Below are 11,509 nucleotides of genomic sequence, written 5' to 3'. Positions count from 1 at the left end.
TCGGACGCTCGCCAAGCCGCCCGGCTCCGCTTAAACCGGCTTCCATGCAGACGAAATCCGATGTCCTGGCCGCGATCGGCGGTACCCCGCTGATCCGGCTCGCCCGCGCCTCCGAGGAGACGGGCTGCACAATCCTCGGCAAGGCCGAGTTCCTGAATCCCGGGCTCTCGGTGAAGGACCGGGCAGCGCTGTCCATCGTACAGGATGCGGAGGCGAAGGGGCTGATCCGGCCGGGCGGCACTATCGTCGAGGGCACGGCCGGCAATACCGGCATCGGGCTGGCGCTGGTGGCTGCGGTGCGTGGCTATCGCACGGTGATCGTAATTCCCGAGACTCAGTCGGCCGAGAAGAAGGCGACGCTGCGCCTCGCGGGTGCCCGCCTCGTCGAGGTGCCGGCGGTGCCCTTCTCAAACCCCAACAACTACGTTCACGCTGCGCGCCGCCTCGCGGAGAAGCTCGCGGCGACCGAGTCGGCTGGCGCCTTCTTCGCGGACCAGTTCGACAACGTCGCCAATCGACAGGCGCATATCGATCATACCGGCCCGGAGATCTTCGAGCAGACAGACGGCACGGTGGACGGCTTCGTCTGCGCCTGTGGTACCGGCGGAACGCTGGCTGGCATCGCCGAGGCCCTCCGGGCGAGGAAGCCCGGTATGACCATCGCCCTGTCCGATCCCGATGGCTCGGCTTTGCACGCCTACTACACGACCGGCACCCTCAAGGCCGAAAGCTCTTCGATCACCGAGGGTATCGGGCAGGGCCGCATCACCAAGAATCTCGAAGGGTTCAAGCCGGACGTTTCATTCCGCATCCCCGACACCGAGGCCGTGGCCGAGGTCTTCCAGCTTATGCAGGACGAGGGGCTGAGCCTCGGTGGCTCATCGGGCATCAACGTTGCTGGAGCGATCCGGCTGGCGCGCCATCTCGGGCCGGGTCACACCATCGTGACCATCCTTTGTGACGGTGCGGCCCGTTACGCCTCCAAGCTGTTCAATCCCGACTTTCTGAAGGAAAAGGGCCTGCCGACGCCGGATTGGCTCGGCGCTGAATCCGGTGGCGCATTGCCCGATTGGCGAGCCGAGGCCTAAGCAGCGGAAGAACTTCGAAGAATCATGTGAACGTTCTGCGACATCGCGGCGTTTGCACGGTCTAGCTCAGGCGACGGTGCCTGAGCACCCGGAGTTCTCGTCCATGCTGACCATCCTTCTCATCATCCTGATCCTGATGGCGTTCGGCGGTGGTAACTTCCTCGGCGGCGGTGCTTATCGCGGCCCTGGCTTCGGCTTGGGCGGCATCCTGCTGATCGTGCTGATCGTGTTGCTGCTGACCGGGCGGATCTGAGTCGGTCTCGGAAAAGGCGCTAGTCCCCTCTCCCTTGCGGGGAGGGGTCCGGGGTGGGGGTTGGCGCAGGATCGAGCGCTGTGGTGCCTCTTGCACCATCCCCACCTCCGGCTTCGCCCCGCAAGGGGAAGGAGAGAATCCGCCCGATCGATCGGCGCGAATGTTTCACGTGAAGCATTTCTTAACCGAGCTCGCAGGTCGGCCTGCGGCTTCGGCGCTCAGACGGTACTCGTCCTGCCTCTGCGGGCGCTGAGCCAGGAGGCGCCGAGCACCACGAGGCTGATCGCGGCGACGAGCAGGGTCGAGGCCGCGTTGATCTCGGGATTCACGCCTAGCCGGACCTGACTGTAGAGCCGCATCGGTAGCGTCGTCGCCCCCGGCCCCGACACGAAGCTCGCAATGACGAGATCGTCCAGCGAGAGCGTGAAGGCGAGCAGGAAGCCCGCCGCGAGCGAGGGTGCGAGCAGCGGCAGCGTCACCGTGAAGAACACCCTGAGCGGCCCCGCCCCGAGATCGGCGGCGGCCTCCTCCAGGGAGCGGTCGAGCCCATTCAGCCGCGCGCCGACCACTACCGCGACAAAGCCGATGCCGAAGGTGGCATGCGCGATGACGATGGTCAGCGTGCCGCGCTCCATATCGACGCCGACGAAGAGCAGCAGCAGCGACAGCCCGGTAATCACCTCTGGCATCACCATCGGTGCATAGAGCAGGCCGGTGAAGGTACCGCGTCCGGTGAAGCGGCCGTGCCGATCGAGAGCAAAGGCTGCCAGCGTGCCGAGAGTCGCCGCGATGGCGGCCGAGAGACAGGCCACCTTCAGCGAGACCAAGGCCGAGGCGAGCAACGGCCCGTCGTTCAGCAGCACACCGTACCAGCGCGTCGAGAAGCCGCCCCAGACCGTGACCAGGCGCGAGTCGTTGAATGAGTAGACGACCAACACCGCGATTGGTGCGTAGAGGAAGCCGAGACCGAGCGTCAGCGCGAGGCGATTGAAGCCAGTCATCGCAGCGCCTCCTCGCGCCTCTCCTCCGCACCGCGGAATACGATGACGGGGCCGACGATGAGGATGAGAAGCAGCACGGCCACGGCCGAGGCGATCGGCCAATCGCGGTTCGAAAAGAATTCGATCCAGAGCATGCGGCCGAGCATCAGCGTCTCGGAGCCGCCGAGCAGGTCGGGGATGATGAACTCGCCGACCATCGGAATGAAGCAGAGCAGCGCCCCAGCCACTAATCCTGGCATCGTCAACGGCAGCGTCACCGTGCGGAAAATCCGGGTGCGAGAAGCGCCGAGATCGGCCGCGGCCTCCGGGAGCGACGGGTCTAGCCGGCTCAACACCGCGTAGAGCGGCAGCACCATGAAAGGCAGGTAGGCATAGGTGAGCCCGATCATCACCGCCAGCGGCGTGTTCAGGATCTCGAGCGGTTGGGCGATCAGCCCGAGCTTCATCAGCGCCGCGTTGAGCAGGCCCTCGGGTTTCAGGATCGCGATCCAGGCATAGATCCGGATCAAAAAACTCGTCCAGAACGGCACCACCACCAGCGCGACGAGCAGGGGCTGCATCCGCTCGCTCGCCCGCGCCATGGCGAGCGCCATCGGCGTGCCGATCAGGACGAGGACGGCGGTGGCGGCCGTCGCGTAGACGAGCGAGGACAACGTCGCCTCCCAATAGAGGGAGTCGGCCGCCAACATCTGATAGTTGGTGAGATCGAGCGCGTAGAAGAACTCGCGCCAGCCCTGGATGCCGCTGCTCCAGTCGATCACCGGCAGGTAGGGCGGCTGGGCCGTCGCTGGGGTCGAGAAGCTGATCTTCACGGTGATGACGAAGGGCACCAGGAAGAACAGGGCGAGCCAGGCGAGGGGCAACGCCCGCACCAGCCAGCGTCCGAGCGGGCAGGCGGCCTTGCCGCTCATGCCGGCAGGATCCAGCCAGCCTGCGCCGCGAAAGCGAGACTGATGGGCTGGCCGATGCCGCTATCGCCGGGATCACCGGGCAGGCTCGCGCTGGCGCGCAGGACAGCGCCGTCCGCCATGCGGATCTGCCGGCGCACCCGGTCGCCGAGATAGGCGGCGTCGACGAGCGTGCCCGAGAGTGTGTTCTCGCCGGTGCCGAGCTGCAGCCGCTCAGGCCGAAGGGCCAGCACGACCTTCGCGCCTTCTGATGCTTCTGAAACGGCCGACGAGGGCAGGGCGCTGAAGTGCCCGAAGGCGGTGTGGACGCCGCGCACCTCGCCCTCTTCCGGACCGAGCGTACCCGCGATCAGGTTCACGTCGCCGAGGAGGCCGGCGACGAAGCGGTTCGCCGGGCGCTCGTAGAGTTCACGGGCCGGACCCACCTGCACGATCCGCCCGCGATCCATCACGACGATGCGGTCGGCGAGCGCCATCGCCTCTTCTGGATCATGCGTGACAACGACGAAGCTGGTGCCGAGACGGCGCTGGATGGCACGCAACTCGGCCTGAGTCTCCTCGCGCAGGGCGCGGTCGAGCGCTCCGAGCGGTTCGTCGAGGAGGAGCAGGCGTGGCTCGCGGGCCAGCGCACGGGCGAGCGCCACGCGCTGGCGCTGTCCTCCGGAGAGCTTGTCGGGGCGGCGATCCTCGAAGCCGTCGAGCTTCACCAGCCGCAGGAGCTTCTGGGCGCGCTCGGCAATCTGGCCCCGGTCGAGTCCGAGGCCCTGCAGCCCATAGGCGAGGTTTCTGGCCACGCTCATATGCGGAAAGAGTGCATAGGACTGGAACATCATGTTCACCGGTCGCCGGTGCGGCGGCAGTCGGGTGAGGTCCTCGCCGTCGAGGGTGATGGCGCCGGAATCCGGCGTCTCGAACCCGGCGAGCACGCGCAGCAGCGTGCTCTTCCCGCAGCCCGAGGGCCCGAGCAGGCAGAGGAACTCCCCCGCCGCGAGGTCGAGCGAGACTTCGTCGACGGCTCGATGAGTGCCGAACGTCTTGGTGACGCGCTCGATGCGCAACAGGGACGCGGCGGTGATTGGGGACGGAGCCTGCACCTTGGGATCGTACCGGGCGCGTCAGGGATATGGTCAAGCTATACCGGAAGCCACGGCCATGCCATGGGCAGGCGAACGGTCACGCTTTGGCCCGGCGTCGAGAGGGAGCTGAGATGGTCTGGCCGCGCCGCAGCGTCCTCGGCGCATGGCTCGTGCGAAGTGCCGCTGTGATGCCGCTGACGCTTCTTCCGGTTGCCGTACAGGCTCAGGCTCTCGTCGGAGCGCCCTTACCCGTTCCGGGCGGGGGTGCCTCCCCTCCGCCCATGGCAAGCGCACCTCCATCGAGCGAGATTCCGTCGGTCGAGGTGCTGGTTCCGCTGCCACCGCGGAGACCCGAAAGCCTGGGCGGCAGCAAGCCTTCACCGTCGGAATCGGTCTCGACCACCACGGGCGAAGCCTGCCTCGCCGCGCTTCGCGAGACCCGGGCTCAGTTCGAAACCGTCGAGACTCCGAAGAACGGCAGCGCGGCATGCCGCATCGAGACGCCGGTCCGGCTCACGGCGCTCGCCCTGGCGGATGCGACGGGCCGGGTGCTGCCGCTCGCCGACAAGCCCATCGTCGATTGCCGGCTGGCCCTCGCCTTCGATGCCTGGATGACGGAGATCGCGCCTAATCTCGTCGCCAGCCGTGGTGCGTCGCTCTCCTCCGTGACGACGGGGCCGGGCTGGGAATGCCGGACCCGCAACCGCCAGCCCGGTGCGCCCCTGAGCAATCATGCCAATGGGCTGGCGCTCGACGTGAACACCTTCTCTTTTGCCAACAAGGCGCGCCTCTCGGTCTCCGGAAACGCGGGCGATCCCACCTTCCGCTCCCTGCGGGCAGCGGCCTGCAGCCATTTCACGACGGTTCTCGGGCCGGGCTCGGACGGCTTTCACGAAAGCCATCTGCATGTCGACGTGCTGTCACGTCACCCCGGCCGCTTCGGCAGGTTCTGTCACTGAGCCCAAAGAGGCGGCCTCAGCCGTCCTCGCGTAGGGCCTCGGCGACACGCGCTTCAAGCAGATCAGGACGGCGCAGCACCAGGGCGCCGCGGGTACGGTCGATCAGGCCCTCGCCCGCCATCACCGTGAATTCGCGCGTCACCTGCTCGCGGCGGCAGCCGATGCGGGCAGCCAGCACGTGGTGATAGGGCGGCGGGGTGACGACGCGCTCGCCGTCATGGCCGGCGCGCGGCACCGAGAGACGCAGCAGCTCGGAATAGAGCCGGTGGCGCAGGTCGAGCAGCGCGTGCTCCATGAGCCGCGTGTTCAGCTCGCGCACACGCTTGGCAAGCAGACGGAAGAGCCGGTCGGCAATGGCCTCGGAGGCGAAGGTGATCTGGCGGAAGACAGTCGCCGGCACCACGCAGACCTCGCCGCGGGTCAGCGCCGTGACGTTGGCCGAGCGCCCGACCCCGTCGATCGCCGAAAGCTCTCCGAAGAAGGCCCCGCCGCGCATCTCGCCCAGGATCACTTCCTTGCCGGATTGGGTCCGGTTGAGGATGCGCACCTCGCCGGTGGCGAGGAAGTACACGTCGGTGGAGATGTCGTCGTAATCGACGAGAACCTCGTTCTCGTCGAAACGCCGCCAATGGCAGCGGGTCTCATAGGGGGTGAGATCGATTCCCGGTTCCTTGAAGAACGGAATGGTCGCCAGACGGCCGCTCGACACTACCTTGTCCCCCCTGCCCCCGACGTCGCAACGCCGTAGCACGATCGAGCGGGCAAACAATCCGCGAAGTCGGTGCGACGGCGACCTCAGGCGCCGCTTAGGGCACGACGCCTCTCTTCGGGCGAGCGTCGACGGCCTGAGGGCCGATTCGATCGTGGCGTCCCAGTGGGTTACGGTCAAGGCATCAGCGGGCTCAATCGCCTGCGCCCGGCGTATGACCCACAGCCACGGTCGGCGGGGTCGTCAGGCGACGTCGCGCAACGCCGCGCTTCCGCGATGGGCCTGCGCCAGGAACTCGTAGGAGCGCAGCCTTGCGCCGTGATCGTGGATCGCGGAGGCGACCATCAGCTCGTCGGCGCCGGTCTCGGCGAGGAGGCGATCGAGGCCGGAGCGGATCGTCTCCGGCGATCCGACCAGCGAGCGCGACAGCATCTGCGAGACGTGCAGCTTCTCGGCGGCCGACCAATAGGCCTCGATGTCGTCGATCGGCGGCAGCAGCCGGCCGCGCGTGCCGCGGATCACGTTGGTGAAGTTCTGCTGCGCCGAGGTGAAAAGGCGACGCGCCTCGCCATCCGTCTCGGCGGCGATGACGTTGATGCCGACCATCGCATGGGGCCGCGCCAGCTGCGCGGAGGGCCGGAACTGCGAGCGGTAGGTCTGCAGGGCCGGCAGCAGGGCGTCAGGCGCGAAATGCGAGGCGAAGGCGTAGGGCAGGCCCAATGCGGCCGCGAGCTGCGCGCCGTAGAGGCTCGAGCCGAGGATCCAGAGCGGCACGTTGGTGCCGGCGCCGGGAAAGGCCCGGACGAGCTGGCCGGGCTGCTCGGGAGCGAGCAGGGCCTGCAATTCGAGCACGTCCTCTGGAAACGTGTCGGCCACGTTGCCCGAGCGGCGCAGGGCGCGCATCGTCGCCCGGTCGGTTCCAGGCGCGCGGCCGAGGCCGAGATCGATCCGGCCGGGATGCAGCGTCTCAAGCGTACCGAACTGCTCGGCGATGACGATCGGTGCGTGGTTGGGCAGCATGATGCCGCCGGCTCCGACGCGGATCGTCTTCGTGCCGGCCGCTACATGCCCGATCACCACCGAGGTCGCCGCGCTGGCGATGCCGATCATGTTGTGATGCTCGGCGAGCCAGAACCGCCGGTAGCCGAGCGACTCGGCATGGCGCGCTAAGTCGAGGCTGTTGCGCAGGGCATCGGCCGGCCCGGAGCCTTCGGGAACGAAGGCGAGATCGAGGATGGAGAGCGGAGGCATCATGCGCATTCGCATTCGGGCCGCAAACCGTGCGACCGTGGCGCTCCCTCAGCGGCCAACATCGTGCGCCCGTCGCTGCTTCGCAAGCGGGCGCGCGAACCGAACCCGCTCCGCGCTGCAAACGACTTGCAGCATAATAGATAGCATACTATCTAATCGACGTCGCTCAAAAGCCTGGCGAAATTCGGCAGTCGTGACTGCATGTCCCAAGATCTGACCCTGCTCCGCCAAGCCTACACGCAGGCTCTGCAGCTCGCGGGGCGCCATTGGCGGCGTGCGGCCGATGTCGTCGTGCAGCCGCACGGCGTCTCGGATGCGACGGCGCTTCCGCTGGTGATGATCGGGCGGATGCAGGGCGAGCCGAGGCAGAACGCCCTGGCGGAGGCCGTCGGCATCGAGGGGCCGTCCCTGGTGCGGCTGCTCGACCAGCTCTGCGCGGCTGGGCTCGTGCAACGCCGAGAGGATCCGACCGACCGCCGTGCGAAGATCCTGAGCCTCACGCCGTCGGGCGAGCAGAGGGTCGCGAGCATGGAAGCCGATCTCGTGCGCCTGCGCGAGGCGGTGTTCGCCCGCTGCAGCACGGCGGATCTCGAAGCGAGCCTGCGGGTGTTTCGGGCGCTCCAGGATTTCGAGCCCGAGGCTGCCACAAGGGAGGCGGCGCAATGACCGTTCCCGGCTGGCGCGACTGGGTCTTCGCCATCAAAACCTTCGGGGCTGCGATCCTGGCCCTGTACCTGGCGATGTGGATCGACCTGCCGCGACCCTACTGGGCGCTCGGCACCGTCTTCATCACCAGCCAGGTGCTGGCCGGCGCGACGCGCTCGAAGGCGATCTACCGGGTGTTCGGCACGCTGCTCGGCGCCGTGGTCAGCGTCATTCTGGTTCCAAACCTCGCGAACTCTCCCGAGCTTCTGAGCGTCGGCATCGCGCTCTGGGTCGCGGTCTGCCTCTACTTCTCGTTGCTCGACCGCACGCCGCGCAGCTACCTGATGATGCTCGGCGGCTATACGGCGGCCCTGATCGGCTTTCCCGCCGTGGGCGAACCGGGCACGATGTTCGACACGGCGGTGGCGCGTGCGGAGGAGATCACGCTGGGCATCCTCTGCGCCTCGCTCGCCAACACGGTGGTGCTGCCCCAGTCGGTCGCCCCGCTGATCGCCGGCCGGCTGGATCATTGGCTGCGCGACGCGCGCACCTGGGTGGTGGGCGTCCTGAGCCGGACCAGCAATGCGGACGACACACAGATCAAGCGCCTGAAGCTCGCCTCCGACGCCATTGCCTTCGATGCCCTGGCGACGCCCCTACGCTACGACATGTCCGGCGCGGAGCGCTCGGCTGAGGCCATGGCGACGTTGCGCCAGCACATGCTGATGTTCCTGCCGATCGTCTCCGCGCTCGCCGACCGCATCGAGGTGTTGAAGCGAGCCGGCGCGATGCCCGGCCGTCTGGATGCTCTCCTCGACGACGCGGCGGCCTGGCTCGCCTCCGGGCATACCGACGAGGCCGAGGCGGATGGCCTGCGCGTGCGGGCCGAGGCGCTGGTTCCGGTCCTCGGCCACCATGCTTCCTGGACCAATCTCGTCCTGGCGAGCCTGCTGGCGCGGCTGGGCAACTTCATCGACCTGCGCCAGGATGCCCGCCTCCTGCAGCGCCACATCCTCGACGGTACGCCGGCCACGGAGCACCTCGCCTTCAGCTATACCGCCGCGGCGCGCGTGATCCGCCATCGCGACCACGGCATGGCGCTGCTCTCCGGCATCGGCGTGTTCCTCTCGGTGGTGCTGACCTGCGCGATCTGGATCGCCACCGGCTGGCCGGACGGCGCGGGCGCTCCGATGATGGCGGCGGTCGGCTGCTGCTTCTTCGCCGCGCAGGACGATCCCGCCCCCTCTATCGTCGGCTTTGCGAATTCCGCCATCGTCGGAGGCATCGGCGCTGCCATCTACCTGTTCGGGATCCTGCCGCTCGCGACCAGTTTCGAGATGCTGGCCCTGGCCTTAGCGCCGGGCCTGCTGCTGTGCGGCCTCTTCATCACCCAGCCCAAGACGGCGCCCATCGCCATGGGCGCGGCCGTCAACGGTTCGGCCATGATCGCGCTCCAGGGCAGCTACACCGGCGATTTCGCGGCCTTCGCCAACTCGTCCATCGCCGTGATCGCCGGAATGTGGATCGCGGCGCTCGTCACGCGGCTCGTCCGCTCGGTGGGAGCAGGATGGACGGCCCATCGCCTGCGCGGCGTGAACCGGCGCAGCCTCGCCCAGGCTGCCGAGCGGCAGGGCGCGCAGAACGGCCTGGAACTCGCGGCGATCATGCTCGATCGCGTCGGCCTGATCGCCCCCCGCCTGGCGAGCCTGCCCCCGGACGATGCCGAATGGACGGCCGATCTTCTGGCGGAGGTGCGCGTCGGCATCAACATCGTCGAGCTGCGACGCGACCGCCGGGCACTCTCGAGCGATGCACGCGCCGTGATCGAGACCCTGCTCGCATCCCTGGCGCGGCATTTCCACGGCGCGGCCCTGATGGCGCCGGATGGCCTGCTCGCGGAGATCGACGCGGCCCTGGACGCGGTGATTGCCGATCCGCTGACGGGGCCGCGCCACGCCGCGCTGATGGGCCTCGTCGGCGTGCGCCGCGGCCTGTTTCCCGATGCGCCGCCCTACCGGGCGCCGGCGCTCGCAACCACCGAACCGGGATTGGCGGCATGACCGGCGAGCTCGACATCTACGGCGTCTTCATCCCGAGCCTCGCGGCCTGGATGCTGCTGGCCTTCCTGCTCAGCATCGTCCTGCGCAGGGGGCTCGCCGCCATCGGCTTCTACCGCATGGTCTGGCATCGCCCGCTCTTCGATCTCGCGCTCTACGTTGTCCTGCTCGGTGCGGTCGTCTCCGTCGCGTTGCCGCTGACGTCCTGACGCCCTCGCGCCTCCACCCTTCGCGCCCCCTTCGACCGCCCGGCACCTCCCATGACTCGGCTCCTCGCTCTCTCCCTCCGTCTCCTCGTCACCCTGGTGATGGTCGCCGTCGCGATCGTAGTCGGCCTCGCCCTGTGGGACTACTACATGGACGCCCCCTGGACCCGCGACGGCCGGGTCCGGGCCGACGTGGTCGCGGTGGCGCCCGACGTCTCCGGCCTCGTCACGGAGGTCCTCGTGGAGGACAACCAACTCGTGAAGCAGGGCGACGTCCTGTTCCGCATCGACCCGGAGCGCTTCACCCTCGCTCTGCGGCAGGCCGATGCCATCGTGGAGGGCAAGAAGGCGAGCGCCGATCAGGCCGCCGCCGATTACGGCCGCTACAGCAAGCTCAGCGACGCGGTCGTCTCGCAGCAGAAGCTCGAGGCGGCGCGCGCCACCGATCTCGAAGCCAAGGCCGCCTACGACCAGGCCTTGGCCGACCGTGACCTCGCCAAGCTGAACCTGCAGCGCTCGGCGGTGAAGGCCTCGGTGAACGGCCGGATCACCAACATGGAGCTGAGGCCGGGCAACTACGTCACCACCGGCAAGGGCGTCATGGCGCTGATCGACAACGATACGCTGCGCGTCGAGGGCTATTTCGAGGAGACCAAGCTCCCGCGCATCCATGTCGGCGACAAGGCTAGCATCCGCCTGATGGGCGACGATGTCGTGCTGACCGGCCGGGTCGAGAGTTTTGCCGGAGGCATCGTCGACCGCGAGCGCACCGCCGGCTCTGACCTCCTCGCCAACGTCAACCCGACCTTCTCCTGGGTGCGCCTCGCCCAGCGGGTTCCAGTGCGGATCAGCCTGGACCGCGTGCCCGAGAGCCTGCGCCTCGTCTCGGGCCGCACGGCCACCGTCACGATCGGGCCGACCGGCGAGAAGCCGTGGCTCGACTTCTTCGGGGCTTGGCGGAGGCAGCTCGGCGCCGGTCGATGAGCTGAAAGCTCGGTCTCTATCGGCCGCCGACCTGCCGCCCGGCTTCGGCGACGAGGCGGGAGAAGGCCACCGCGGCGGCCGAGGCCTGGACGCGGCTCGGATAGGCGACGTGCGAGCGCGCGACCTCCTCGCCATAAGCATTGCGGAGGGCCCAGCCCCAGCTATCGCGATCCTGCTCCAGCAGGTCGAAATGCACGGAGCGCGCCCCGAGGCGGCGCGCGAGGTCAGCCGGCGTCCGCGATGTCCTGGTGCCCGCGCGAACGGGCCGGGTGCCTTCCATCCACAGGTCTGCGATCTGCATGTCGCCCTCGAAACTTGATTCGATGTTCTTGATATGTTCTCAGACTTGATCTGTCCAGAACGCTGGGCGAG

The 11,509-nt window shown here is 68.2% G+C and carries 13 protein-coding genes; 7 read left to right on the top strand and 6 right to left on the bottom strand.

Translation table 11 applies throughout. The annotated features are described in order from the left end of the window. Positions 1 to 44 precede the first annotated feature (44 nt). Positions 45 to 1,088: a cysteine synthase A gene (locus tag HCU64_RS05275; protein WP_233382693.1), complete on the top strand. Its 1,044-nt coding sequence runs from the start codon at positions 45 to 47 to the stop codon at positions 1,086 to 1,088. A 103-nt stretch (positions 1,089 to 1,191) separates the two neighbouring features. Then, positions 1,192 to 1,341 (top strand): DUF3309 domain-containing protein, encoded by a 150-nt coding sequence (locus tag HCU64_RS05270; RefSeq protein WP_233382692.1) that lies wholly within the window; start codon positions 1,192 to 1,194, stop codon positions 1,339 to 1,341. A gap of 218 nt (positions 1,342 to 1,559) precedes the next feature. On the opposite strand, the gene HCU64_RS05265 is transcribed toward HCU64_RS05270, so the two are convergent. Genes HCU64_RS05265 through HCU64_RS05255 form a run of 3 tightly spaced genes read right to left on the bottom strand, consistent with a single transcriptional unit; the run spans position 1,560 to position 4,344 of the window. Then, positions 1,560 to 2,342 carry an ABC transporter permease gene (locus HCU64_RS05265; RefSeq protein WP_233382691.1) on the bottom strand — a complete coding sequence of 261 codons (783 nt, stop codon included), beginning with the start codon at positions 2,340 to 2,342 and terminating at the stop codon, positions 1,560 to 1,562. Beyond that, the gene (locus HCU64_RS05260; protein ID WP_233382690.1) at positions 2,339 to 3,253 is read right to left on the bottom strand and encodes an ABC transporter permease; all 915 of its coding nucleotides are present in this window, start codon (positions 3,251 to 3,253) and stop codon (positions 2,339 to 2,341) included. Before HCU64_RS05260 ends, HCU64_RS05265 begins: the two co-directional genes overlap by 4 nt. Then, complete coding sequence (locus HCU64_RS05255) at positions 3,250 to 4,344, bottom strand: ABC transporter ATP-binding protein (protein WP_233382689.1); 1,095 nt, start codon at positions 4,342 to 4,344, stop codon at positions 3,250 to 3,252. Before HCU64_RS05255 ends, HCU64_RS05260 begins: the two co-directional genes overlap by 4 nt. A gap of 113 nt (positions 4,345 to 4,457) precedes the next feature. Here HCU64_RS05255 and HCU64_RS05250 point away from each other — a divergent pair, with 113 nt between their 5' ends. Continuing rightward, positions 4,458 to 5,285 carry an extensin-like domain-containing protein gene (locus HCU64_RS05250; protein ID WP_233382688.1) on the top strand — a complete coding sequence of 276 codons (828 nt, stop codon included), beginning with the start codon at positions 4,458 to 4,460 and terminating at the stop codon, positions 5,283 to 5,285. A 16-nt stretch (positions 5,286 to 5,301) separates the two neighbouring features. Here the strand turns inward: HCU64_RS05250 and HCU64_RS05245 are convergent, their stop codons facing one another. Next, positions 5,302 to 5,994 (bottom strand): Crp/Fnr family transcriptional regulator, encoded by a 693-nt coding sequence (locus HCU64_RS05245; protein ID WP_233382687.1) that lies wholly within the window; start codon positions 5,992 to 5,994, stop codon positions 5,302 to 5,304. A gap of 243 nt (positions 5,995 to 6,237) precedes the next feature. Next, the gene (locus tag HCU64_RS05240) at positions 6,238 to 7,245 is read right to left on the bottom strand and encodes an LLM class flavin-dependent oxidoreductase (RefSeq protein WP_233382937.1); all 1,008 of its coding nucleotides are present in this window, start codon (positions 7,243 to 7,245) and stop codon (positions 6,238 to 6,240) included. A gap of 201 nt (positions 7,246 to 7,446) precedes the next feature. On the opposite strand from HCU64_RS05240, the gene HCU64_RS05235 reads away from it, so the two are divergent. Genes HCU64_RS05235 through HCU64_RS05220 form a run of 4 tightly spaced genes read left to right on the top strand, consistent with a single transcriptional unit; the run spans position 7,447 to position 11,137 of the window. Continuing rightward, a complete protein-coding gene (locus HCU64_RS05235; protein ID WP_233382686.1) occupies positions 7,447 to 7,911 on the top strand; it encodes a MarR family winged helix-turn-helix transcriptional regulator in 465 nt (154 codons plus the stop codon). Further along, positions 7,908 to 9,950 carry an FUSC family protein gene (locus HCU64_RS05230; RefSeq protein ID WP_233382685.1) on the top strand — a complete coding sequence of 681 codons (2,043 nt, stop codon included), beginning with the start codon at positions 7,908 to 7,910 and terminating at the stop codon, positions 9,948 to 9,950. The genes HCU64_RS05235 and HCU64_RS05230 overlap by 4 nt, the downstream gene beginning before the upstream one ends. Further along, a complete protein-coding gene (locus HCU64_RS05225) occupies positions 9,947 to 10,156 on the top strand; it encodes a DUF1656 domain-containing protein (protein ID WP_233382684.1) in 210 nt (69 codons plus the stop codon). The genes HCU64_RS05230 and HCU64_RS05225 overlap by 4 nt, the downstream gene beginning before the upstream one ends. Positions 10,157 to 10,207: 51 nt before the next feature. Then, positions 10,208 to 11,137, top strand: a complete 930-nt coding sequence (locus tag HCU64_RS05220) for an efflux RND transporter periplasmic adaptor subunit (protein ID WP_233382683.1) — start codon at positions 10,208 to 10,210, stop codon at positions 11,135 to 11,137. A 16-nt stretch (positions 11,138 to 11,153) separates the two neighbouring features. Here the strand turns inward: HCU64_RS05220 and HCU64_RS05215 are convergent, their stop codons facing one another. Then, the gene (locus HCU64_RS05215) at positions 11,154 to 11,438 is read right to left on the bottom strand and encodes a hypothetical protein (RefSeq protein WP_233382682.1); all 285 of its coding nucleotides are present in this window, start codon (positions 11,436 to 11,438) and stop codon (positions 11,154 to 11,156) included. Positions 11,439 to 11,509: the final 71 nt, after the last annotated feature.

The organism is Methylobacterium sp. C25 (assembly GCF_021352225.1).
In the GTDB taxonomy this organism is placed as follows: Bacteria; Pseudomonadota; Alphaproteobacteria; order Rhizobiales; family Beijerinckiaceae; genus Methylobacterium.
This window is presented reverse-complemented; position numbering and strand designations above follow the sequence as displayed.

What these genes read in the sequence shown, in the direction of transcription:
- HCU64_RS05250 (WP_233382688.1), top strand. Translation starts at nt 4,458, where the DNA reads ATGGTCTGGCCGCGCCGCAGCGTCCTCGGCGCATGGCTCGTGCGAAGT.
- HCU64_RS05240 (WP_233382937.1), bottom strand. Translation starts at nt 7,245, where the DNA reads ATGCCTCCGCTCTCCATCCTCGATCTCGCCTTCGTTCCCGAAGGCTCC.
- HCU64_RS05275 (WP_233382693.1), top strand. Translation starts at nt 45, where the DNA reads ATGCAGACGAAATCCGATGTCCTGGCCGCGATCGGCGGTACCCCGCTG.
- HCU64_RS05220 (WP_233382683.1), top strand. Translation starts at nt 10,208, where the DNA reads ATGACTCGGCTCCTCGCTCTCTCCCTCCGTCTCCTCGTCACCCTGGTG.
- HCU64_RS05260 (WP_233382690.1), bottom strand. Translation starts at nt 3,253, where the DNA reads ATGAGCGGCAAGGCCGCCTGCCCGCTCGGACGCTGGCTGGTGCGGGCG.
- HCU64_RS05215 (WP_233382682.1), bottom strand. Translation starts at nt 11,438, where the DNA reads ATGCAGATCGCAGACCTGTGGATGGAAGGCACCCGGCCCGTTCGCGCG.
- HCU64_RS05270 (WP_233382692.1), top strand. Translation starts at nt 1,192, where the DNA reads ATGCTGACCATCCTTCTCATCATCCTGATCCTGATGGCGTTCGGCGGT.
- HCU64_RS05235 (WP_233382686.1), top strand. Translation starts at nt 7,447, where the DNA reads ATGTCCCAAGATCTGACCCTGCTCCGCCAAGCCTACACGCAGGCTCTG.
- HCU64_RS05225 (WP_233382684.1), top strand. Translation starts at nt 9,947, where the DNA reads ATGACCGGCGAGCTCGACATCTACGGCGTCTTCATCCCGAGCCTCGCG.
- HCU64_RS05265 (WP_233382691.1), bottom strand. Translation starts at nt 2,342, where the DNA reads ATGACTGGCTTCAATCGCCTCGCGCTGACGCTCGGTCTCGGCTTCCTC.
- HCU64_RS05230 (WP_233382685.1), top strand. Translation starts at nt 7,908, where the DNA reads ATGACCGTTCCCGGCTGGCGCGACTGGGTCTTCGCCATCAAAACCTTC.